The 23,214-nt window shown below is 56.9% G+C and carries 18 protein-coding genes and 1 riboswitch; of the genes, 5 read left to right on the top strand and 13 right to left on the bottom strand.

What is annotated here, in order from left to right; all coding sequences use genetic code 11:
* Nucleotides 1-128: 128 nt before the first annotated feature.
* The 4 genes from polB to araB form a co-directional block, all read right to left on the bottom strand.
* Nucleotides 129-2,486: a DNA polymerase II gene (gene polB / locus ABLU88_RS07500; protein ID WP_348836269.1), complete on the bottom strand. Its 2,358-nt coding sequence runs from the start codon at nucleotides 2,484-2,486 to the stop codon at nucleotides 129-131.
* A 157-nt stretch (nucleotides 2,487-2,643) separates the two neighbouring features.
* The gene (araD, locus tag ABLU88_RS07495) at nucleotides 2,644-3,339 is read right to left on the bottom strand and encodes an L-ribulose-5-phosphate 4-epimerase (RefSeq protein ID WP_348836268.1); all 696 of its coding nucleotides are present in this window, start codon (nucleotides 3,337-3,339) and stop codon (nucleotides 2,644-2,646) included.
* Between the two features lie 73 nt (nucleotides 3,340-3,412).
* Entirely contained in the window at nucleotides 3,413-4,915 is a 1,503-nt protein-coding gene (gene araA / locus ABLU88_RS07490) for an L-arabinose isomerase (protein ID WP_348836267.1), read from the bottom strand.
* Between the two features lie 10 nt (nucleotides 4,916-4,925).
* Entirely contained in the window at nucleotides 4,926-6,635 is a 1,710-nt protein-coding gene (araB, locus tag ABLU88_RS07485) for a ribulokinase (RefSeq protein WP_032694433.1), read from the bottom strand.
* 337 nt (nucleotides 6,636-6,972) lie between these two features.
* Between araB and araC the strand changes: the two genes are divergently transcribed.
* Together araC and ABLU88_RS07475 are read left to right on the top strand one after the other, a co-directional pair.
* Nucleotides 6,973-7,818 carry an arabinose operon transcriptional regulator AraC gene (gene araC / locus ABLU88_RS07480; protein WP_004098545.1) on the top strand — a complete coding sequence of 282 codons (846 nt, stop codon included), beginning with the start codon at nucleotides 6,973-6,975 and terminating at the stop codon, nucleotides 7,816-7,818.
* A gap of 128 nt (nucleotides 7,819-7,946) precedes the next feature.
* Nucleotides 7,947-8,714 (top strand): DedA family protein, encoded by a 768-nt coding sequence (locus ABLU88_RS07475; RefSeq protein ID WP_348836266.1) that lies wholly within the window; start codon nucleotides 7,947-7,949, stop codon nucleotides 8,712-8,714.
* Here the strand turns inward: ABLU88_RS07475 and thiQ are convergent.
* The 4 genes from thiQ to sgrR all read right to left on the bottom strand — a co-directional run bounded on the left by thiQ (nucleotide 8,701) and on the right by sgrR (nucleotide 13,842).
* Complete coding sequence (thiQ, locus tag ABLU88_RS07470) at nucleotides 8,701-9,402, bottom strand: thiamine ABC transporter ATP-binding protein ThiQ (RefSeq protein WP_014227903.1); 702 nt, start codon at nucleotides 9,400-9,402, stop codon at nucleotides 8,701-8,703. The two genes, ABLU88_RS07475 and thiQ, sit on opposite strands and share 14 nt — an antisense overlap.
* Nucleotides 9,386-10,996 (bottom strand): thiamine/thiamine pyrophosphate ABC transporter permease ThiP, encoded by a 1,611-nt coding sequence (gene thiP / locus ABLU88_RS07465; RefSeq protein WP_348836265.1) that lies wholly within the window; start codon nucleotides 10,994-10,996, stop codon nucleotides 9,386-9,388. The genes thiQ and thiP overlap by 17 nt, the downstream gene beginning before the upstream one ends.
* Entirely contained in the window at nucleotides 10,972-11,955 is a 984-nt protein-coding gene (gene thiB / locus ABLU88_RS07460) for a thiamine ABC transporter substrate binding subunit (protein ID WP_348836264.1), read from the bottom strand. Before thiB ends, thiP begins: the two co-directional genes overlap by 25 nt.
* Nucleotides 11,956-11,986: 31 nt before the next feature.
* Nucleotides 11,987-12,149, bottom strand: a riboswitch (TPP riboswitch).
* A 37-nt stretch (nucleotides 12,150-12,186) separates the two neighbouring features.
* Complete coding sequence (gene sgrR / locus ABLU88_RS07455) at nucleotides 12,187-13,842, bottom strand: HTH-type transcriptional regulator SgrR (RefSeq protein WP_014227906.1); 1,656 nt, start codon at nucleotides 13,840-13,842, stop codon at nucleotides 12,187-12,189.
* Nucleotides 13,843-13,929: 87 nt separating this feature from the next.
* Here sgrR and sgrT point away from each other — a divergent pair, with 87 nt between their 5' ends.
* On the top strand, nucleotides 13,930-14,082 hold the full coding sequence (sgrT, locus tag ABLU88_RS07450) for a glucose uptake inhibitor SgrT (protein ID WP_004098552.1): 153 nt from the start codon (nucleotides 13,930-13,932) through the stop codon (nucleotides 14,080-14,082).
* A gap of 228 nt (nucleotides 14,083-14,310) precedes the next feature.
* Nucleotides 14,311-15,495 (top strand): sugar efflux transporter, encoded by a 1,185-nt coding sequence (locus tag ABLU88_RS07445; protein ID WP_009654594.1) that lies wholly within the window; start codon nucleotides 14,311-14,313, stop codon nucleotides 15,493-15,495.
* 47 nt (nucleotides 15,496-15,542) lie between these two features.
* Here the strand turns inward: ABLU88_RS07445 and ABLU88_RS07440 are convergent, their stop codons facing one another.
* Nucleotides 15,543-16,853, bottom strand: coding sequence for an MFS transporter (locus ABLU88_RS07440; RefSeq protein WP_025106482.1), 1,311 nt, complete (start codon nucleotides 16,851-16,853; stop codon nucleotides 15,543-15,545).
* Nucleotides 16,854-17,083: 230 nt separating this feature from the next.
* On the opposite strand from ABLU88_RS07440, the gene ABLU88_RS07435 reads away from it, so the two are divergent.
* Nucleotides 17,084-17,980, top strand: coding sequence for a LysR family transcriptional regulator (locus ABLU88_RS07435; protein WP_148849403.1), 897 nt, complete (start codon nucleotides 17,084-17,086; stop codon nucleotides 17,978-17,980).
* A gap of 38 nt (nucleotides 17,981-18,018) precedes the next feature.
* On the opposite strand, the gene aroD is transcribed toward ABLU88_RS07435, so the two are convergent.
* From aroD to ABLU88_RS07415, 4 genes are read right to left on the bottom strand one after another with little or no spacing between them, the layout of a single operon-like run.
* Nucleotides 18,019-18,774, bottom strand: a complete 756-nt coding sequence (gene aroD / locus ABLU88_RS07430; RefSeq protein ID WP_348836263.1) for a type I 3-dehydroquinate dehydratase — start codon at nucleotides 18,772-18,774, stop codon at nucleotides 18,019-18,021.
* A gap of 33 nt (nucleotides 18,775-18,807) precedes the next feature.
* A complete protein-coding gene (locus ABLU88_RS07425) occupies nucleotides 18,808-20,022 on the bottom strand; it encodes an MFS transporter (protein ID WP_348836262.1) in 1,215 nt (404 codons plus the stop codon).
* A gap of 11 nt (nucleotides 20,023-20,033) precedes the next feature.
* Nucleotides 20,034-20,897: a shikimate dehydrogenase gene (locus ABLU88_RS07420; RefSeq protein ID WP_004108154.1), complete on the bottom strand. Its 864-nt coding sequence runs from the start codon at nucleotides 20,895-20,897 to the stop codon at nucleotides 20,034-20,036.
* Between the two features lie 10 nt (nucleotides 20,898-20,907).
* A complete protein-coding gene (locus tag ABLU88_RS07415; RefSeq protein WP_122117119.1) occupies nucleotides 20,908-22,941 on the bottom strand; it encodes an FAD-dependent oxidoreductase in 2,034 nt (677 codons plus the stop codon).
* Nucleotides 22,942-23,214: the final 273 nt, after the last annotated feature.

Raw genomic sequence — 23,214 nt, 5'->3', positions numbered from 1 at the left:
TAGGAGATACGTCAAAATTGGGTCCAGGAATGGAAAGGGCGCTATATTACTGGATGGCGGAACGTTCGTCACGTCCTCCTCACCCTTCATTTTGCGGCTTTTGCGCCAGCGGAATGAGTGAGAAAAAATCAAAATAGCCCCAGCTGCCCCGTCACTATTGTAGCAAAATCGTCGTCGACAAAGGGAAGTATTCCTTCGGCGACAGGCTCTAATTGCTTAGAAAGATAGTGTTCATAATCCAGCGGTGACTGCTGATAATCCACCGGCTCCGGCCCGCCGGTAGTCCAGACGTATTTAATGCTGCCGCGCTGCTGATACTGCTGCGGCCTGCCCAGCCTGACGTTTTGCTCATCAGCGAGCCTGGCCGCGCGCACGTGCGGCGGCACGTTGCGCTGATACTCCGCCAGCGGACGGCGCAGGCGCTTGCGGTAGACCAGCCGATCGTCAAGCTCGCCGTTCATCAGCTTATCAATGGTTTCGCGCACGTAATCGCGATAGGGCTGATGGCGGAAAATGCGCAGATAAAGCTCCTGCTGAAACTGCTGGGCCAGCGGCGTCCAGTCGGTGCGTACCGTCTCCAGCCCTTTAAACACCATGCGCTGCTCGCTGCCTTCCTGAATCATCCCGGCGTAGCGCTTTTTACTGCCGGTATCCGCGCCGCGAATGGTGGGCATGAGAAAGCGGCAGAAGTGGGTTTCGAACTCCAGCTCGAGGGTGCTGACAAGCCCCTCTTTGCTCAGCTCCGCCGCCCACCATTCGTTGACAAAGGCCACCAGCGAGCGGCCGATGCTGCTGGCTTCCTCTTCGCTGTGGGACCGTTTGAGCCACACGAAGGTGGAGTCGGTATCGCCGTAGATAACGTCATAGCCCTGGGATTCAATCAGCGCTTTGGTCTGGCGCATAATCGCGTGGCCGCGCATGGTGATGGATGAGGCCAGACGCGGATCGAAAAAGCGGCAGGCGCTGGTACCGAGCACGCCGTAGAAGGCGTTCATAATGATTTTCAGCGCCTGCGACAGCGGTTTGTTTTTATGCTGCTTGGCCTCGTCGCGCCCGTGCCAGATTTGCCCGACGATCCCCGGCAGGCAGTGTCTTTCTCGCGAGAAGCGCGCGCCGAGAAAGCCTTCGGTGCTGTGAGCGTCATCGGGCTGCGCCAGACCTTCCACCAGCCCTACCGGGTCGATCAGAAAGGTGCGGATAATCGACGGGTACAGGCTTTTGTAGTCCAGCACCAGCACCGAGTCGTAGAGGCCGGGGCGGGAGTCCATCACGTAGCCGCCGGGGCTGGCCTGCGGCGGCACTTCACCGAGGTTCGGCGCGACGTAGCCGAGCCGGTGCATGCGCGGGAAATAGAGATGGCTGAAGGCGGCTACCGAACCGCCGTGGCGATCCGCAGGCAGGCCGTTGACCGTCGCGCGCTCCAGCAAAAACGGCATGATCTCGGTTTTGTGGAAGATGCGCGTGACCAGCTCGCAGTCCTGCAGGTTATAGGTGGCCAGCGCCGGTCTATCCTGGTGAAAGCGGCGATCGATTTCATCCATCCGATCCCAGGGATTATCAATGGCTTTGCCCTCGCCGAGCAGCTCGCGGGCGACCGACTCCAGCGCAAAAGAGGAGAAGTTCCAGAACGCGGATTTCAGCGCCTCGATGCCATCGATAATCAGGCGGCCGTTGGCCTGAGCAAAGAAGACGCCATTCTTAAAACCGTGTTCGCGCCACTCCAGTTCGCTGTTGCCGCGGCCGAGCAGCAGCGGGATGCGATAGCGCTCGGCGTGCTTTTGCAGGACGCGTAAATCAAACTGCACCACATTCCAGCCGATCAGCACGTCCGGGTCGTGGGCGGCAAACCAGGCGTTAAGCTTTTCCAGCAGCAGCGGGCGGCTGGCGACGTACTCCAGTTCGAAATCGACGGCAGGCGGGGTGGCCGGTTCCGGCCCTAACATATAGACGACCCGCTGGCCGCAGCCTTCAAGGCCGATGCAGTAGAGCTCGCCGTGGCGGCTGGTTTCGATGTCCAGCGACACCCACTTTAGGGGCGGTCGGTAGTGGGGATTGGGCTTCATCCGCGCGTTGACCAGCCGCTGGCCGCGCGCCTCGCCTTCAACCCACACCGGGGCGGTGATAAAGCGCTCCATCAGATAGCGCTCCGGCGGGCGAACGTCGCCTTCATATACCGTGACGCCGTTTTCGCGCAGCTTTTTTTCCAGCCGCATCAGCTGGCGGTGAGCGCGGCAGTAGAGACCAAATACCCGCTGGCGATGAAAATCTTGCAGAGTGAGCGCAGCAAGGCGATGGCCGTTTTCGCCCTGCAGCAGGCGTTCAGCCTGCGGGCGCTGCGATTCGGGAATGAACGCGACGGATTCCTGCGGCGGCAGGGTGACCTCAAGCGGGCCGTCATCGGTCGCCAGCCAGAATGTCAGTTCGGTGCCCTGCGGGGTATCCCGCCAGTGACGGGTGAGTAAAAAACCTGCTCGTGGCTGCGTCACGCCGTGCTCTCATCAGTAAAAACCAGGCCTGATTATAGCCTGGTTCACCAAATGATGCTGGGGTTTTATACAGGTGTGGCGCGCTGTTTCCCGGACTTAGCCGGGCTACCAGCCTGTAGCCCCGCTAAGCGCAGCGCGAGCCGGGAATGCTGCGGCCTTACTGCCCGTAATAGGCTTTCGCGCCGTGCTTGCGCAGATAGTGTTTATCCAGCAGCGTTTGCTGCATCTCCGGCAGCTGCGGCGCCAGCTGGCGGCAGAAGATGCCCATATAGGCGATCTCTTCCAGCACGATAGCGTTATGCACCGCGTCTTCGGCGTTGTTCCCCCAGGCAAACGGGCCGTGCGAGTGCACCAGCACGCCGGGCATTTGCGCCGGATCGATGCCTTTCTCACGGAAGGTTTCAACGATCACTTCGCCGGTTTGCCACTCGTACTCACCGTTGATCTCATCGTCGGTCATCAAACGGGTACAGGGGACCGCGCCGTAGAAATAGTCGGCGTGGGTGGTGCCGGTAGCGGGAATCGACTGTCCGGCCTGCGCCCAGATGGTGGCGTGACGCGAATGGGTATGAACAATGCCGCCCAGCGTCGGGAATGCCTGATACAGCAGACGGTGGGTTGGCGTATCCGAAGAGGGCTTTTTCTTGCCTTCCACCACGTCGCCGGTCTCCAGGCTGACCACCACCATATCCTCGGCGGTCATGACGCTGTAGTCGACGCCGGAGGGTTTAATCACCAGCACGCCCCGTTCACGGTCGACGGCGCTGACGTTGCCCCAGGTGAGGGTAACCAGATTGTGCTTTGGCAGGGCCAGGTTGGCTTCGAGAACCTGGCGTTTAAGATCTTCTAACATACTGTGCTCCGAATTGCTGGCGAGTCAGTTCCCCTCACCCGCACCCTCAGGGAGAGGATGAGGGGACGGCCTCTTAGCGTTTTGAACCGTAATACACTTCGTTCCAGCGCAGCGCGTCCTTGAAGGAGGGCAGACGGGTTTCGTTATCAATCACGGTCAGCTCGATATCCTGCAGCTCGGCAAACTGGCGCATATCGTCGAGGGTGAGCGCATGGCTGAAGACGGTGTGGTGCGCGCCGCCGGCGATGATCCAGGCTTCGGACGCGGTGCGCAGATCCGGATGCGCTTTCCACAAGGCGTTGGCCACCGGCAGCTTCGGCAGTTCGTGCGGCGTTTTCACCGTTTCAATGGTGTTCACCAGCAGACGATAGCGATCGCCGAGATCGATCAGGCTGGCGACGATCGCCGGGCCGGTCTGGGTGTTAAAGATGATGCGCGCCGGATCGGCTTTCCCGCCGATGCCCAGCGGCTGCACGTCGAGAATCGGTTTTTCAGCGGTGGCGATGGTCGGGCAGACTTCCAGCATATGCGAGCCCAGCGCCAGATCGTTGCCTTTCTCGAAGTGGTAGGTGTAATCCTCCATAAAGGAGGTGCCGCCCTGCAGACCAGTTGCCATCACCTTCATGATGCGAAGCAGAGCGGCGGTTTTCCAGTCGCCCTCGCCCGCAAAGCCGTAGCCCTGCTGCATCAGACGCTGCACGGCGAGACCCGGAAGCTGTTTCAGGCCGTGTAAATCTTCAAAGGTGGTGGTGAACGCGTGGAAGCCGCCCTGTTCCAGGAAGCGCTTCATCCCCAGCTCAATGCGCGCGGCTTCGAGAAGGTTCTGCCGCTTATCGCCGTGGATTTGCACCGCGGGGGTCAGACGATAGCTGCTTTCATACTCATCCACCAGGGCGCTGATTTCACCGTCGGTGACCGCATTGACGACCTGCACCAGATCGCCCACCGCCCAGGTGTTAACCGAGAAGCCAAACTTAATCTGCGCGGCGACTTTATCCCCGTCGGTGACCGCCACTTCGCGCATGTTATCGCCGAAACGGCACACTTTCAGGTGGCGGGTATCCTGTTTAGAGACCGCCTGGCGCATCCACGCGCCGATGCGCTGATGGGCTTCTTTATCCTGCCAGTGGCCGGTCACCACGCTGTGCTGCTGACGCATGCGGGCGCCGATGAAGCCAAATTCGCGGCCGCCGTGGGCGGTCTGGTTCAGGTTCATAAAGTCCATATCGATGCTGTCCCACGGCAGGGCCGCGTTGAACTGGGTATGGAACTGCATCAGCGGTTTATTCAGGATCGTGAGGCCATTGATCCACATTTTCGCCGGCGAGAAGGTATGCAGCCACACCACCATCCCGGCGCACTTATCATCGTAGTTTGCGTCGCGGCAGATATGGGTGATCTCATCCGGCGTGGTACCCAGCGGCTTAAGCACCAGTTTGCACGGCAGTTTGGCTTCCGCATTCAGGCTGTTCACCACATGTTCTGCGTGCTTTGTCACCTGACGTAGCGCTTCAGGGCCGTACAGATGCTGGCTACCGATAACGAACCACACTTCATAGTTATTAAAAATCGTCATTTTCATGTCCTTAATGGGTGAGGGCTGCCTGAGATTGCGGCGCGGATTCCGCTTTTGCAGTCGAAGGGAGATAACGTTGTTCCGCGCTGAGCGACCACTGCTGGTAGCGCTGATAGAGTTGTTCGAAGCGTTGCGCCTGCGCCGGACGAGGCTGCAGGGTACTTTCCACCTGGCTGGCCATGTTTTCCTGCGCGGCAGGGATATCGCGGTATACGCCGGCGGCAACGGCGGCGAAGATAGCCGCGCCCAGGGCGCAGCACTGATCGGACGCGACGATTTGCAGCGGGCGATTCAGCACATCGCAGCAGGCCTGCATGATCACCGGGTTTTTGCGCGCGATGCCGCCGAGCGCCATCACGTTATTGACCGGGATCCCCTGTTCGGTGAAGCACTCCATAATGGCGCGGGCGCCAAAAGCGGTGGCGGCAATCAGTCCGCCGAACAGCGCCGGGGCGTCGGTGGCGAGGTTCAGATCGGTAATGACCCCTTTCAGACGCTGGTTGGCATTCGGCGTACGGCGGCCGTTAAACCAGTCCAGCACCACCGGCAGGTGGTCAAGAGACGGATTTTTTGCCCATGCGTCGGTCAGCGCGGGCAGCAGCTGTTTCTGGCTGGCTTTGATCTGCTCTTTGAGTTCCGGGTGGGCCTGCGCCAGCTGCTCCAGCGGCCAGCCGAGAATGCGGCCAAACCAGGCGTAGATGTCGCCAAAAGCGGATTGCCCCGCTTCCATACCGATAAAGTCAGGCACGACGCTGCCGTCGACCTGGCCGCAAATCCCTTGCACCGTGCGCTCGCCAACGCTCTGTTTATCGGCGATCAGAATGTCGCAGGTGGAGGTGCCGATAACTTTGACCAGCGCGTTTGGCTGCGCACCGGCGCCGACGGCGCCCATATGGCAGTCGAATGCGCCGCCGGAGATGGCGACGGTTTGCGGCAGGCCCAGGCGCGCGGCCCATTCGGCGGTGAGCGTGCCGACCGGGATATCCGCAGTCCAGGTATCGCTGAACATCGGGTAGGCCAGGCTCTGGTTGATTATCGGGTCGAGTTCATCGAAGAAACCGGCAGGCGGCAGTCCGCCCCAGCTTTCATGCCAAAGGGATTTGTGCCCGGCGCTGCAGCGGCCGCGACGAATATCCTGTGGGCGGGTGGTCCCGGAAAGCAGGGCCGGCACCCAGTCGCACAGCTCAATCCACGACGCGGCGGCCTCGGCGACGGCGCTGTCCTGGCGGGTCACGTGGAGGATCTTGGCCCAGAACCATTCGCTGGAGTAGATACCGCCGATATAGCGGGAGTAATCCTCTTTGCCCGGCAGGTGACACAGGCGGGTAATCTCCTCCGCCTCCTCCACCGCGGTATGGTCCTTCCACAGCACGAACATGGCGTTGGGGTTGCTGGCGAACTCGTCGCGCAGCGCCAGCACGTTGCCGTCGGCGTCGATGGGCGCGGGGGTGGAGCCGGTGCTGTCAACGCCGATACCCACCACGGCAGCGCGCTGTTCGGCGCTAAGGGATGTGAGGACGCTTTTCAGCGCGGCTTCCATTGATTCGATATAGTCGCGTGGATGATGGCGGAACTGGTTGTTCGGACCATCGCAAAATAGCCCCTCCTGCCAGCGCGGATACCACTCGACGCCTGCGGCGAGCTCTTCGCCGGTCGCGCACTCTACCGCCAGGGCGCGTACTGAATCACTGCCAAAATCGAGGCCAATCGCAATTGCCATACTGTTACTCCATGCTAAAAATCATTCATGGTGAAACAGTAGATATCTGGGCTGAAAACCGTCAGGCCGTATTCGCTAATCTTATGGACTATATTGCTGTGACGTCGCAAAGTGTGACGCCGTGCAAATATTCAATGTGGACTTTCCTGCCGTCTTTATAGACACTTCAGTTATGCGCTGAAAGCGCCTGAACTGTGCGCCGTGCTCAGTTTTTATCGAGAAGAGGCGGGTTTTAATTCATTTTCTAACCCGCGTCGCAGCATGAGCGACCAGCCAGAGGATAAAATACAAGGTATGGACAATTGGTGTCCTTAATGTCTCCTGGAGAGCAGAGTTTATGGCCGAAACGCAAAACGATCCTTTGTTGCCGGGTTACTCTTTTAACGCCCATCTGGTGACGGGCCTGACGCCAATTGAAGCCGATGGCTATCTTGATTTCTTTATTGACCGTCCGCTGGGCATGAAGGGCTATATCCTTAATCTGACGATTCGCGGCGAAGGGGTGATCAATAACCACGGGGAGCAGTTTATCTGCCGGCCTGGCGATATGCTGCTGTTCCCGCCGGGAGAGATTCACCATTATGGCCGCCATCCCGATGCCCGCGAGTGGTATCACCAGTGGGTCTATTTCCGGCCGCGCGCCTACTGGCATGAATGGCTTAACTGGCCAACGATTTTTGCCCAGACCGGCTTTTTCCGCCCGGATGAGCAGTGGCAGGCGCGCTTTGGCGAACTGTTCGGGCAGATTGTGGAGGCCGGGCAGGGCGCCGGGCGTTACTCCGAGCTGCTGGCGATCAATCTTATGGAGCAGCTGCTGCTCAGGCGCATGGAAGCTATCAACGAATCGCTGCATCCGCCGCTGGATAACCGGGTGCGCGATGCCTGCCAGTACATCAGCGATCATCTGGCGGACAGCCATTTCGATATTGCCAGCGTCGCCCAGCACGTGTGCCTGTCGCCGTCGCGCCTGTCGCATCTGTTCCGCCAGCAGCTGGGGATCAGCGTACTGGGGTGGCGGGAGGATCAGCGCATTAGCCAGGCCAAGCTGCTGCTGAGCACGACGCGGATGCCGATCGCGACCGTTGGCCGTAACGTCGGTTTTGAGGACCAGCTCTACTTTTCGCGCGTGTTTAAGAAATGCACCGGCGCCAGCCCGAGCGAGTTTCGCGCAGGGTGTGAATAAAAAGTAAAGAAAGTGAAATGATGGCCCGGATTTTTAACACAGCCAGTAAACTATACAAACAAATGATGGCTTGACGAAGTATGAACGGCTCCGGAGAATCCGTGCTTCGTTTTTAAACCGGGTACATTATGCAAGCATTGCTGGAACACTTTATTACTCAATCCACGGTCTATTCTCTGATAGCCGTTCTGCTGGTCGCCTTCCTCGAGTCGCTGGCGCTGGTGGGGCTTATCTTACCGGGAACGGTGATGATGGCCGGATTGGGGGCGCTGATCGGCAGCGGCGAGGTTAACTTCTGGCAGGCGTGGCTGGCGGGGATTATCGGCTGTTTGCTCGGCGACTGGATTTCATTCTGGCTTGGCTGGCGGTTTAAAAAGCCGCTGCATCGCTGGTCTTTTTTGAAGAAAAACAAAGCGCTGCTGGATAAAACCGAACATGCGCTGCATCAGCACAGCATGTTTACGATTCTGATTGGCCGCTTTGTCGGGCCCACGCGTCCGCTGGTGCCGATGGTCGCCGGAATGCTCGATCTGCCGGTCGCGAAGTTCATCCCGCCGAATATCATCGGCTGCCTGCTGTGGCCGCCGCTCTACTTCTTACCGGGAATCCTTGCCGGGGCGGCCATTGATATCCCGGCCGATGAGAATAGCGCCAGCTTTAAGTGGCTGCTGCTGGAGGCGGCACTGCTGGCGTGGCTGGCGGCGTGGCTATGCTGGCGGCTGTGGCGCAGCGCCAAAAGCGCTGGCGATCGTCTCACCCGTTTTCTGCCGCGTTCGCGCCTGCTGTGGCTCGCTCCGCTCATGGTGTGCGCCGCCGGCGCGGCGCTGGTGTTTGCCTTCCGTCATCCGCTGATGCCGGTCTATCTCGACATCCTGCATAAGGTTATTTTGCGCTAATTCCCAGCAGCGCCGAGGCGCTGCTGTTGCCGCTGAGCAGCGCGGCGGTCGCGCCATCCCAGGCAATGCGTCCCTCAGCCACGACCACCGACCGCGGCGCGATGCGCGCCGCATCTTCCACGCTGTGCGAGACCATCAGCAGCGTCAGCTGCCGCTGCTGGCAGACATCGGCAACCAGCGTCAGCATCTCCAGCCTCAGCGCGGGATCGAGCGCCGAGAAGGGCTCATCCAGCAGCAGTACCGGCTGCTGGCGCACCAGACAGCGCGCCAGCGCCGCACGCTGGCGCTGGCCGCCGGAAAGCTCGCCCGGCAGCCGCTCTAACATCGCGTCAATCCCCATCTGTCCGGCAATCGCCTGCAGATGGGCGGATTGATCCGCGTTCAGCTTGAGCCCCGGATGCATTCCCAGCGCAATGTTCTGGCGGATGGTGAGATGGTTGAACAGATTATTTTCCTGAAACAGCATCGATACCGGACGACGCGCGGGCGGCGTGTGGGTATGGGGCTGGCCGTCGAGCGCGATACTGCCGCTGGCGGGCGTTAAAAAACCGGCAATCAGGTTCAGCAGCGTGCTTTTTCCGGCCCCGCTCGGGCCAAGAACCGCGATGCGCTCACCGCGTTCGACGGAAAGCGTAAAACGCATCGGCAGATGCTGGTAAAGCCAGGTCACATCATTCAGTTTTAGCATCGCGTCCCGGAAGTTTTTCAATCACGCTAAAGAGTAAAAAGCACAGCAGCAGAAGCAGAAGGGCGGTCACGGCGCCGTCCTGGCTACGGTAAGAACCAATTTGCTGATACAGATAAAACGGCAGCGTACGGAAATCTTCGTTGCCGAACAGCGCCACGACGCCGAAATCGCCAATCGACAGCACGCAGGCGAAGGCCAGCGCCTGGGCCAGCGGCCGCTTTAAAGCGCGAAGCTCGACCACCCGAAGGCGGGTGAAGCCGTGCATCCCCAGCGACTGGCAGAGGGTGCCGTAGCGGGCGGCGATATCGCGCATCGGATTTTCCAGTACCTTGAGCGCATAGGGGATTGCCATCAGCGCATTGGTGAAAATCACGATACCGTCGGCGGACTCGGGCAGGCCCACGCTGTTATTGAGCAACAGGAAGAAACCAGTGGCCAGCACGATGCCCGGCATGGCGAGGATCAGCATCCCGCTCAGCTCAAGCGCCTGACTGGCCAGAGGGTGACGGCGGGCGCGAAGCTCGCGGCTGCTCCAGAGCAGCATCATGGTAAGGATGACGCTTAAGAGCCCGGCGGCAAGCGCGATACGCAGCGACGTCCACAGCGCCTGCCACAGCGCCGGCTGATGCAGCACGCTCAGCAGATTGCTGTTCAGCCCGTCGCCTATCACCGCCAGCAGCGGCGGCAGCAGTAGTAAAAGCGCCGCGCCAATCAGCGCCGCGTCGCACAGCCGGCTGTACAGCCGGTCGTCGGGATCGCGCCAGCCGCGAATATGGCTGGCCCCGATGGCGAGGGCTTTACTCAGACGCTGGCTAAGCAGCACCAGCCCGAGGCAGCAGACCATCTGGATAAGCGCCAGCATCGCCGCGCGCGCCGGGTCGTAGTCGAAATTAAGGGCCTGGTAAATCGCCAGTTCGATGGTGGTCGCCCGTGGGCCGCCGCCCAGCGACAGCACGGTCGCAAAGCTGGCGAAACAGAGCATAAAGATCAGCGCCGCGACCGGTGGAATTTGCCGGCGCAGCCACGGCCACTCGACCAGCCGGAAGAAGACGTAGCCGCGCATGCCGAGCTGGGCGGCGATTTGCCGCTGTTCGCCGGGGATATTTTCCAGCGTCTGCAGCAGCAGGCGCGTGGCCATCGGCATATTAAAGAATACGTGCGCCAGCAGGATCCCCTGTAGCCCGTAGGGCGAGAATTCCCACTGCCAGCCAAAAACGTGGCATAGCTGGGCCAGCCAGCCCTGACGACCGTAGACGCTAAGAATGCCGAAGACCGCCACCAGTACCGGCAGAATTAAGGTCATCGCGCAAAGGCGCAGCAGCAGCGTGCGCCCGGGGAAGCGCCGCCGGTACAGGGCGCGGGCGAGGAATATCGCCGGTAGCACCGAAAAAAGCGCGGAAAGGAAGGCCTGCCAGAAGGAGAAACGCACCACGTGCCAGAGATAGCTGTCGCGGATAAGCGCGTTCCAGGAGGTCTCCGGGGCACTGAACCATAGCGCCAGAAAGGCGGCCAGCGCCACGACGACCAGAACGATGGCCGCCGTGAGTCCCGGCAGAAGCCAGCCGAAAGCTAGAGGCTGACGGCGCGTTGCCATGCGCTAATCCAGTTCTGACGTTCGGCGGCCACCTGTTGCGGTGTAAATTCGAGGGTCGTTTGCGGTTTCATCAGCGCGTCAAAGCCTGCCGGAAGCGCAACCGTCGTCACCGGATACATCCAGTTGCCGGTGGGGATCGCGTTCTGGAAGCCCGGCGATACCATAAATTTAAGGAACTTTTCCGCCAGCTCCGGCTGTTTGCTGGCCGCGGTGCGGGCGGCCACCTCAACCTGCAGGTAGTGGCCTTCAGCGAAGTTTGCCGCGGCGTAGTTATCTTTTTTCTCTTCGATAATGTGGTAAGCCGGGGAGGTAGTGTAGCTCAGCACCAGATCGCTTTCGCCTTTCAGGAACAGGCCGTAGGCTTCGCTCCAGCCCTTGGTAACGGTAACGGTTTTCGCCGCCAGCTTCTGCCAGGCTTCCGGCGCTTTATCGCCGTAGACTTTTTGCATCCACAGCAGCAGGCCCAGGCCCGGCGTACTGGTGCGCGGATCTTCATAAATCACCCGCCATTTTTGCTCGCCCTCAACCAGCTCTTTCAGGCTTTTCGGCGGATTTTTCAGCTTGTTTTTATCGTAAACAAAGGCGAAGTAGCCGTAATCGAACGGCACGAAGGTGTCGTTGTCCCAGCCGCCGGGCACGCTGACCGCGCTGGCCGGGACGCCGCTTTTGGCGAACAGCTTGCTTTGCGAAGCGGCTTCCAGCAGGTTGTTATCCAGCCCCAGCACCACGTCGGCTTTGCTGTTTTTGCCTTCCATTCGCAGGCGGTTGAGCAGCGAGACGCCGTCTTCCAGCGCCACGAACTTCAGCTCGCAGCCGCAGTCGGCTTCAAAGGCTTTTTTAACCGCCGGGCCCGGGCCCCAGTCGGCGGAGAACGAGTCGTAGGTATAAACGGTGAGCAGCGGTTTGGCAAAAACGGGCGCGGCGACCAGCGCCAGCAGGGGGAGTAATTTTTTCAACACTTTGCACCTCAGAAAAAGGGGTGGCAAAGGATTTTGAGAGGGCCTCAAATCCCTTCGCCGGCGTTATCCGGATCAGGTTCGACGGGTATTTTCTCAGCCCATACGCTTTATCTTCGGGTTGCTTCTGCGCTAACCGCGCGTTGAGGCAACTTGAATGAGATTGCGTATGTTTATTAGCACCCCGTTGAGAACGGCAGTTAGTGTAATGATTTTGTTTGCCAACGGAAAGCATTACGGCTCCGGCGGCGCGAACCACGCGGACTTAAAGTCAAACCAGCCGAGCGTGTTCATGCGTACGCCGCGCATGCTGCGCTGCCCCTGGATCATCAGCCAGTGGTGGATGAGCGGCACCACGGTTTGATTGGCCAACAGCTGCTGACTCCAGGTGGCCGGGTTCAGCTCGCCCGCGCGCCAGCGAGCGGCGTCCTGTTCCCAGTCGATGGGGATACAGTTGCGAATCAGCGGAACTTCATACAGCCAGGCAAACAGGGAGAAATCGATCGGCAGCGTAAAGTTGGCGCTGTTGAGCCAAACGTCGCTGACCACCTCCCCGCGGTGCCACTCCTGATACTCCAGCTCCTGGATCTCCAGCTTAACCTGATGCTCGGCCAGCAGCGTTGCCATGATCCCGCCCATCACGCGATGCTCGACGTGATCCTGGTAGTAGGTCAGCCTGACTGTCTCAAGGCCGGCAGGTTTCTCGCAGGCGTGGCTGCGCGCATGATGCCAGCGGGGCAGCAGGCCATACGCCGGGAACCAGTTGCCCTGATAGTGCTCGCCCGCGTGATAGAGCAGGTTAGCGGGCTGGAACACATAGCTTAACCACTGGCGTACCGCGCTGTTACCGCCCAACGGGCTGCGGGCGTCGAACAGCAGGTAATAACACCCCTCTTCCAGGCGGCTTTCCACCGCTTTTTCGCTTTGCGTGGTGCCCTGTAACGTCAACCCGCCGTTGGGTTCTTCGCTGATTTCCGGCAGGACCCAGACGTTCACTTCATCGATCAGCGCCCGGTAGCCGAAATAGTCATCGAAGGCGTGAATTTTCAGCTGATTCTGGTTATTACGCACAACCGAGTAGGGCCCGGTCCCCACGGGGATACTGGAGAAATTCTCCATCGTTCGCCACTCATGCGGGAGGATCATGGCCGGGACCTGGCTTAACAACCACGGCAGCCAGCGGTCGGGCTGGCGGAGATGAATGTCGAGTGTCCATGCGGTGGGAGAGTCGATGCGCTCGATATGAGAGAACAGCGGCAGGGCGTTGCTGCGCTGCAGAGAGGTAATGACATCTTCCATCTCCAGCTCTCGTCCATGATGAAAATGAATCCCCGGACGCAGAAAAAAGCGCCAGTGGGTGGGGGCGATCTGCTGCCAATGGTGAGCAATATCGGCCTCCAGTTCCCCATTTTCCTCATTTACCCGCGTCAGGGCGCTAAAAATCTGCCGGGCAATATGCGTTTCCGAGCGGCGCAGCGCGCTGCCGGGCAGCAGATTTTTCATCGGCCGATAGTAGAGCACGCGCAGGATATGCCGGCCCTGACGAAAGCTGCGGCCTAAATGGGAAACCAGCATTTGCCGGACGGCGGCTTTATCGCCAACCAGCTGCACCAGCTGATCGATTCTGTCCTGATCCAGCAGATCTTCCGCCCTCTGCTGCTGCAGGGCGAGACCGGTATAGAGAAAAGAGAGGCGGGAGCGCTTGCCGCGCCCGGCCTCCGCCTCCCAGGTCAGCCAGCCGCGCGCTTCCATCATGTTGAGCAGGGTACGCATATGGCGGCGCGAGCAGCTTAGCATCTCTGCCAGCGCATTCAGCGTGGTCTCCTGCGACTTGCCATCGCAGCACTGCCACAGGCGGATGAACTGCTGTTGTAAACGACCGGAAGACATAAAAGGGGAACTCCTGATAAAAACTCAGCAATTTATTACTTCCTATATTAAGTCAATAATCAACGTCGATGAAGCGAGGAGGTGAATATGATGGGGTCAACCATGAAACAGTTCTACCAACGCTACTTTTCTGCGACGCAGGATGCGTCCTGGCTGGCCCGCCTGATGGCAGGAAGACAGCAGAAAATGCTCGGCGAACTGATGCAGTGGGGAGTTACGTCGCAGACCTCGGATCATTGACTTGCAGACATCATGTGTGACTGAGTATTGGTGTTATACTCGTCGTCTTTCAAGCTGCAGGTGCGTTGGCTGCGCCCGCTCGCCCAGGCCACATAGTTATCTATGTTTCCAGGGACTTACGTTCTGGCCGCCTGCCCGCAACTCGAAATCCATAGAGTATAGAATCACCCGCCAGCAGAATACTTCTGCTGGCTTTTTTCGTTTTCTTCGCGTGCTTAAGGATATTTCATGCTGTGGTTAATGACGATGGGGCGTCGTCTAAACGGCGTTTACGCCGCTTTTATGCTTGTCGCTTTCATGATGGGGATCGCCGGCGCGCTGCAGGCGCCGACGCTCAGCTTATTCCTCAGCCGCGAAGTGGGCGCGCAGCCGTTCTGGGTAGGACTGTTCTATACGGTTAACGCCATTGCCGGCATTCTGGTCAGCCTGGCGCTGGCTAAACGCTCCGACAGCCGGGGCGATCGCCGGCGGCTGATTATGTTTTGCTGCCTGATGGCGGTGGGAAACGCGCTGCTGTTCGCTTTTAATCGCCACTATCTGACGCTGATTACCTGCGGGGTTATGCTGGCCTCGGTGGCGAATGCCGCGATGCCGCAGCTTTTTGCCCTGGCGCGGGAATATGCCGATAGCTCGGCGCGCGAAGTGGTGATGTTCAGTTCGATAATGCGTGCGCAGCTTTCGCTGGCGTGGGTTATTGGTCCACCGCTGGCTTTTATGCTGGCGCTGAATTATGGCTTCACCACCATGTTTTCGATTGCCGCCGGTATCTTTGTTATAAGCCTGGCGCTGATCGCCGTCAAACTGCCCTCGGTCGCCCGCGTTGAGCAGCCTTCTGAAGGCGCTGACGTGCTGGTGCAGGCCGGAGGATGGCACGATAAAAACGTGCGGATGCTGTTCATCGCCTCCACGCTGATGTGGACCTGCAATACCATGTATATCATTGATATGCCTCTGTGGATCAGCAGCGATCTTGGCCTGCCGGACAGCCTCGCGGGGATTTTGATGGGCACTGCTGCCGGGCTGGAGATCCCGGCGATGATCCTGGCGGGCTACTACGTTAAGCGCTGGGGCAAACGCAAGATGATGGTGACAGCGGTTGCGGCGGGCGTGCTGTTTTATATCGGTCTGATTCTGTTCCACGACCGCGTGGCGCTGCTGGTGCTACAGCTGTTTAATGCCGTATTTATCGGGATTGTTGCCGGGATTGGCATGCTGTGGTTTCAGGATCTGATGCCCGGACGGGCGGGCGCCGCGACGACGCTGTTTACCAACAGTATTTCCACCGGGGTGATTCTGGCGGGGGTGATTCAGGGCGCGCTGTCGCAAAGCTATGGTCACGCCAGCGTCTACTGGACGATTGCCGCAATTTCGCTGGTGACGCTGTTTATGACCAGCAGGGTGAAAGATATCTGAATCGCCCCCCCTGTCCCGGCAGGATGCCGGGACAGGGGCTGGACAGGTTATTTCAACACGATCCTTTTAATATCGCCGATAATAAAAACATACGCGATAACGCCAACCAGCGCGGTTAAACCGATATAAATCAGCGCGTAGAAAAAATTACCGGTCATGGATATGATAACCCCAATAATTAATGGGGTAATAATTGATGCCATATTAGCACAGAAGTTGAAAATGCCGCCGGTCAATCCGCCCATATTCTTCGGGGCAATGTCAGAAATAAGCGTCCAGCCGAGGCCAACCATACCCTGGCCAAAAAATGCAATCGACATAATAATAATGACTGCGGTGTTGCTATCGACCCAGTTAGCAATGATGATGCAGCTCGACAGTAGCAGCCCGGAAATAATTGGCAGCTTTCTGCTAATATTTACTGAGTTGGTTTTCTTTATTATTTTATCGGATACCCAACCGCCGAAAAAGATACCGATAGCCGCGGCCAGGAACGGCCAGGAGGCGAAGAAACCCACGTGAAGCCAGGGGAGGTGGCGTTCGTTAGCCAGATAAGTCGGGAACCATGTCAGGAAGAAAACCAGCGTGGTGTTACCGGCAAATTGACCAAGGCTGGCGCCGATGATTTGCCGGCAGCACAGCAGACGTTTCGCATCATGCCAGTTGAAAGGGATGTTTTCATTGACGGATGTCGTATTTTCTACGCCGATATACTCCAGCTCTTCTTTATTTGCCGTTTTTGATTCATGTGGCTCGTGATAAAACTTCCACCATACAAAAGTAAACGCAATACCCAATCCACCGGTCAGGAAAAATAGCGTTCTCCAGCCATGATGCTCCAGAATTAAAAAAAGGAGCGGAGAGAATGCGGCCAGGCCAATATATTCACCGACGGTGTAAGTCGCCGTTGCCCGGGCGCGTTCATGTTGCGGAAACCATTTACTGACGACACGGCTATTAACCGGGAAACAGGGGGCTTCGCTGATGCCTAAGCCTAAACGCAGCAGCAGCAGCGATTTTAGGCCGACAGAAAAGCTTTGCAGTAAGGTAAAGGTTGACCAGAAAAAAATAGAAAGCGCGTAGGTCAGCTTATTGCCGAAGCGATCGAGAAACATCCCGCCGGGAATTTGCGCCAGAGCGTAGGTCCAGGCGAAAGCGGAAAAAACGATCCCCATCATGGCCGGGTCAATATCTATTTCGCTCGTTAACTTGGGCGCAACAACACCTAAAATAGTCCGATCGAGATAATTTATCATCGTCCCTATCGATAGTAACATTAAAATTACAATTCGCGTTTTAGTTCGCTTTTGCGTGGCCGACGGCAAAATCGGCCGTTCCTGAGCATCGATCGTCCTCATAGTGATTTCCTTTAAAGTTTAAAATATTTTTGCATGAATTTATGCAGGCAAAAATATTCTATTTGACGTTGACACTATCGATGATAAGTCACGCTTTGTTACGGCTTCTGTGACATGGCATAACAATATTTGATATGACCCCGATATTTCTCCTTTTCGGCTCATCATCGATAGTCTGTATGGTATATTAGGGGCATGAGTTTTATTCTTATATTATACGAGCAAAAATAATGAACCTAAAGCAACTTTATTATTTTAAGCGGCTGGCAGAAACCGAGCACTACACTGAAGCCGCCTCCAGTCTTTTTATCACTCAACCCTCGCTAAGCCACGCCATATCTGAACTGGAGAAAGAGCTTGGCGTGGCGCTATTTGCCAGGAAAGGGCGTAATGTCAAAATTACGCAGAATGGTAAGCGCTTTCTGCCCTACGTCGAAGATGCCCTGGCCTCATTAGAGAATGGCCGCATGACGTTGCAAAAAAATAGCGACGAGAACAAGGAGAATATTCGCATTGCGTTTATTTACACCATGGGCGAATATGTTATTCCGCAGTTAATTAATAAATATTCCCTTTCACCATCTCGTCACAATGTGACATTTTCTTTTACTCAGGGAACGTCGTTAACGCTTCTGCAGGAACTGAAGGCCGGGAAAAGCGATCTGGCGATTTGTTCCTATATTGCGGATGAGCCTGATATCGACTTTATTCCTATTATTCAGCAGGAGCTGGTCGTGGTAACGGCAAAAGATCACCCTCTGGCCAGGCTCTATGAAAATGAAGTCGACCTGGTGGAGACTATCCACTATCCCTATATCTATTTTTCAGAAAATAGCGGGTTACGCCCCTTTATTGATAACGTGTTTATGCAGCAAAAGCTGGTGCCGGATATTGCCTGCTACGTTGATGAGGATACGGCGATGGCGGGGCTGGTCAGTATTGATTACGGTATTGCGATTATGCCGCGAATTTCCGCGCTCTCGTATTACAACGTGCATATCCTGACGATTAAAAATGCCATTCCTCCACGTTATATCTATCTGGCAACGATGAAAGAGCGGGTACTTTCTCCGGCGATTCAGTCATTTAAAGATGTCATTATTAATGACAGCCAAAAAATCCGCTAGCAACATCGCCCGGAGGGTGACCCCCGGGCGAAGTTTCATCAGGAAAGAATATCCATCAGTTCACGCAGTTGGGTAATGGCGATTTGCCCTGGCGCAGAAGCCTGGCCGACGGTACCGAAGGTCATTGCTGAACCGAACAAACGGCCGGTTACCCGGCTCACGCCGCCGGATTTACCCATCGACATGGTGATTAACGGCTGAGTCGCGTACTTCTCTTTCATCGTCAGGGTTGCCGAGAGCAGGGTCAGGACATCCTGCGGCGACTGCGGCATAACCGCGATCTTCGGCAGGTCAGCGCCAAGATCCTGCATGCGGCGCAGGCGGTAGATGATATCTTCCTGAGCCGGCGTTTTATGGAAATCGTGATTGCTCATGATAACTTTGACGCCCGCAGCGTGGGCATCGCTCACCAGCGAGCGAATTTGCGCTTCGTCGTTGAACAGCTCGATATCAATCACGTCGGTCAGACCGCTAACGGCCGCCTGGCGATTCAGCTCAAAATAGGCTTCGTCGCTGATTTCCGTTTCGCCACCCTCTTTTTTACTGCGGAAGGTGAACAGCAGCGGGATCTCTTTCAGCAGCTGGCGAATCTCGCCCAGCGCCAGTAGTACCTGCTCCGTTTCTCTGACCTGGGTGAAGTGATCGACGCGCCACTCGATAATATCGGCTCCGGCGGTAGCCAGCGCGCGCGCGTTAGTCTGCAGCTCGGCGAGCGTTTTGCCGATCAGCGGTACGCAGATTAAGGTTTCCCCTTCCTGGAAGGTGATGTTTTTTACTGTTACTGCTTGAGTCATGTTGGTATCCATTATTCTTTTTGTCATTGACCATCAGGCGGTTGCTGCAACCCGGGATGTTTTTGCAGCGGCGCGAACCTGAAGCTGACGATAACCGATGTACAGGGCGATCACAAAGCCGACGATCGCGATCAGAAGATCGAACCACATAATGCTGGCGATACCCATCTTCGACAGTTTTGCCGTGATCAGCGGGATCGTAAAGCTGGCCAGACTTCCTGCGGTATAAAAGATCCCGGTGGCTTTGCCTTTTCCGTTCGGGAAGCTCATGGCCATAATGGTCGCGCCTATCTGCAGCACGCCGCCGGCGGCGGCAAAGCCGATGACAAAGGCGAAGCCGGTCACTATCATCGGCGTAGGGAACAGGCAAACGATCAGCAGTGACATCATCGACAGGAAAGTGTAAACGATCATGGCGACGGCCGAGCTAAATACCTCTTTGACAAAGGCCGCGGTGACGAACACGCACGTCAGGGAACCGGCAGTATAGACGCTCAGGAGTTTAATGGCCGACTCGTGCGGGATGCCGGCAACGAACTCGCCGTACTGCGCTAACCACTGGCTGACCAGATAAAAAGTCGCCATACCGATATAGCCGTACAGGGTAAAGATGGCCATATCCAGCTTGCCGGCGTTCGCCTGCGGGGCAACGGCGGCGGCCGACGATTTTTCTGCGGTTTCCTTTTTCGCCCGATGGTCCGGGAAAGGCATTTTTATCAGGTAGATAGCGCTAATAATCATCAATACAGCGGCGATAATAAACGACCATCCGTACCACATATTCGCCCAAATCAGCGCACCGATAATGAACGGCAGCAGGAACTGCCCGGCAGAGACAAAGGCTTTGATCAGCACATTTGCCCGGCTGGCGGAGTTAGGGAAGGCTTCCATCAGCGCCGGGTAGGTCCCGGAGTCGAGGAAGCTGTTCGCCAGGCCCGCCATAATGCCGAAGAAGTAGGCCATATAAATGTTTTTCGTCAGTAAAATACCGAGGAAAAACACCAGATAGCTGGCGATGCCGAGATAGATAAAAGGTTTACGGCCAAAACGGTCGGACAGGAATCCTGTGACGATCGTGGCGAGCTTACCGATCCCGAGCGACGAAATGACGATGGAGACGCCGGCAGCGTCGGTTCCCCACTGTTCCTGCAGATTCGCCATATTGAGGGTAATTAACAAAACCCCCATGCCGTGGATCAGGTAGTTAAGATAGAGCCCAGCCGCCGTTGGGACATATGGATTTTTCATCGCGCCCATCCTTAGAACAGGATATTTTTGACGTGTTCAACCGGCATTTCTTTGCCCGTCCAGATTTCAAAAGCGCGCGCGCCTTGCCAGAGCATCATCCCCAGACCGTTGATGGTGCGGCAGCCTTTTTTCTCGGCCACTTCCAGCAGATAAGTTTTGCGCGGGTTATAGACCACGTCAGAAACGATCAGATCCGGGCGCAGGAAGCTGTCATCAGGCAGCAGCATCTGGCCTTCAAACGGTTTCATACCCACGCCGGTGGCGTTGGTCAGAATGACGCTGCTGTCGATTTCCGCGCGCAGTTTGTCATGATCGTCCAGATCGAACAGGTGGATCTCGCAGTTGGTGTTATTACGGATTTTGGCGACGGTCTGTTCTGCATTGGCGAAGAACTTATCTTTGCGGTTAAAGATGGAGATCGCTTTGACGCCATCGAGCGCGGCCTGAACGCAGAGCGCGGTTGCCGCGCCGCCTGCGCCCAGAACGGTCATTTTTTTGCCGATGATATCAATGCCCTCTTCTTTGAGCGCGCGCATATAGCCGGTGCCATCGGTAATGTGGCCGGTCAGGACGCCATTGTCGTTCACCACGGTATTCACCGCGCCAACCAGTTCTGCCGCCGGCGAGAGCTTGTCCAGATACTGGCAAATCTCCGTTTTGTTCGGCATGGAGACGTTACAGCCGCGCAGTTTTAACGCGCGAAAGCCCTGTACCACGTCTTTCAGCTCTTCATTACCGACTTCGAAGGCCAGGTAAACGTAGTCCAGCCCCAGATGAGCAAAAGCTTCGTTATGCATGGTTGGCGACATGCTGTGGCGAATCGGAGTCGCAATCAGGCCAATCAGCTCGGTATGTCCGGTAATACGTTCTGCCATGATAAAATCCTCAATATGTTAGAAATGGAATTTTTGTCGATTCGCGGTTGCCGAGAGCCCCCATATCTTCGAGGGTGTCCAGCACGTTGCGCCCTTCGCGCACGCCATCAATGATTCGCCGGGCCATCAGGCTGTCGCCGATGTTCATTATTTTTACGTTATTGGCTCTGGCCCATTGTTCAATCTCAGTGAGACCGGCGGTGTTGGCGCACATTCCCAGGCAGACGAAGCCGTAATCGAAAGGAATGTCGAAGGTGCCATCCGCATTTTTAACGGTGAAATGCTTCGGGGTGACGGCAACCAGCTGCGTGCGCATGTGCTGTTCCACGTGATGTTCATCCAGCATGGTCAACATGGCGTTTTTGGTAATGATGTCCAGATCGCGACCCGGCGCGTCCTGCATCTCGATAAGCACGGCGCTGGCACCGCGCGCGGAGAAGTACTCGATGACGTCCAGACCCACGGCGCCTGCGCCGACGACGGCGATGCGTTTACCTGTAGCATCGGCAAACTGGTCCAGATGATGAATCATGTTGGTAATGGAGAAGACGTTCCCGCCTTCGACATCGATGTTCTCGCGCAGTCCTTCAATGGGCGGCAGCAGGGGCACTGAACCGGTGGCGTTGACGATTAAATCCGGGCGAAGAGCGGAAACGGACGCCACGGTGGCGCGTCTGCCGACCTGCAGCATCAGGTTATCGAGCGAGGCGATACGGTTTTTCATAAACTGCGGAAAATCAGCGATACGCTTTTTCTCCGGCAGCAGGGAGATCTCGCTGGCCAGTCCGCCGATGCTGTGCTTCTCTTCCAGCAGCCAGGTATGGCAGCCGACTTCAGCCGCGGTGCAGGCCGCTTCCATTCCCGCCGTACCCGCGCCGATGACCACGACGTTGGTATCGCGGATCACGCGCTGCTGCTTATACGCGTCGCCGTGGATGATATCCGGGTTGATCGAGCAGCGAAGAGGGCGGGAGCGGGCGATGCGGTGATCCGCGCAGCCAATGTTGCAGGAGATGCATTTCCGCATCAGACGTTCGTTGCCGCTTTGAACTTTTTGCACCCACTCCGGCTCGGCGATCAGGCCGCGGCCAATGGCAATCAGGTCGGCATCGCCGCTGGCGATAATATCTTCGGCGACTTTCGGGGTACGGATGTTGCCGGCAATCACCGTGGGCTTGTGGAATTTGTCGCGTACCGCGCGAGAGAGATAGCGCTTCCAGCCATCTTCCAGAGACATCTGGTCAATCTGGAAATTGAGGTTGTCGTTTTGCGCGGCGGAGACGTTGATAATATCCACTTTTTCCTGACACAGTTCGAGGATCTGCAAGGAGTCTTCGAGCGTATTTCCACCTTTCAGAAAGTCATCGGCGCTAATACGCAGGCTGACCGGAAAACGCGGGCCTACGCAGGCCCGTACCTTATCGACGATTAGGGTTAATATTCTGGCGCGATTCTCTACGCTGCCGCCAAATTCATCGGTGCGCTTATTAAACAGCGGTGATAAAAACTGGCTAATTAAATAAGAGTGGCCGGCGTGAATTTCCACGCAGTCGAATCCAGCGCGGCGAACGCGCTCCGCCGCGTCACCAAATTTATCGACGGCATGATATATCTCATCGTGCGTCATCGGGCGGGGAATATTCCCGTTCTTTTTGGACGGCGTGCTGGAAGAAGACAGCGGCATTTCGCCGTTCAGGCGATACGCATAGGCCGACGCGCCGGCGTGGTTTAATTGAATACTGACGCAGGCGCCGTGTTTATGTAAGGTTTCGGTTAATTTGAACAGGCGCGGAATATATTGATCGTTATCGATACGCAGCTGCGTAGTGCCGTTAGAGGCGAAAGGAAAATCGATGCAAATATTCTCGATAGTGATGAGTCCTGTGCCGCCCCGCGCGCGTAGCTCATAGTAGTCAATCTGCTCCTGCGTGACTTCCCCGTTCAGGCTCGCCAGGTTAGTGCCCATTGGCGGCATGATGATGCGGTTTTTTATTGTCATTCCGTTAATGGTCAACGGGGAAAAAAGATGGGGATAGTGGCTCATATGCTCTCTCCACTGGATGCCTGATGGCCTTTTACGGCGATTCTGGCCTGTCCAAAGTTAATATTTCTCTGTGGGGAAAGATAACGAGGCGTTTAATAGAAAAATAATGCTTTTTTTTGCGCGGAGCTATAGCGTGATTCTATGGGATTAACAATTTATTTACACATTAGTGTTTTTACCTTAAATATTTCAATCGATTTTTTACTTGTACTTGTGGAATGACACAAAAAGAGTAGGGGAATGATTGAATAGATGCCCAATTGATAATGATTT

Source organism: Klebsiella sp. GW_Kp182, assembly GCF_040062275.1.
GTDB classification, from domain to species: domain Bacteria; phylum Pseudomonadota; class Gammaproteobacteria; order Enterobacterales; family Enterobacteriaceae; genus Klebsiella; species Klebsiella michiganensis.
Note: the sequence above shows the minus strand (reverse complement) of the source record. Positions and strands in the feature narration are given on the sequence as shown.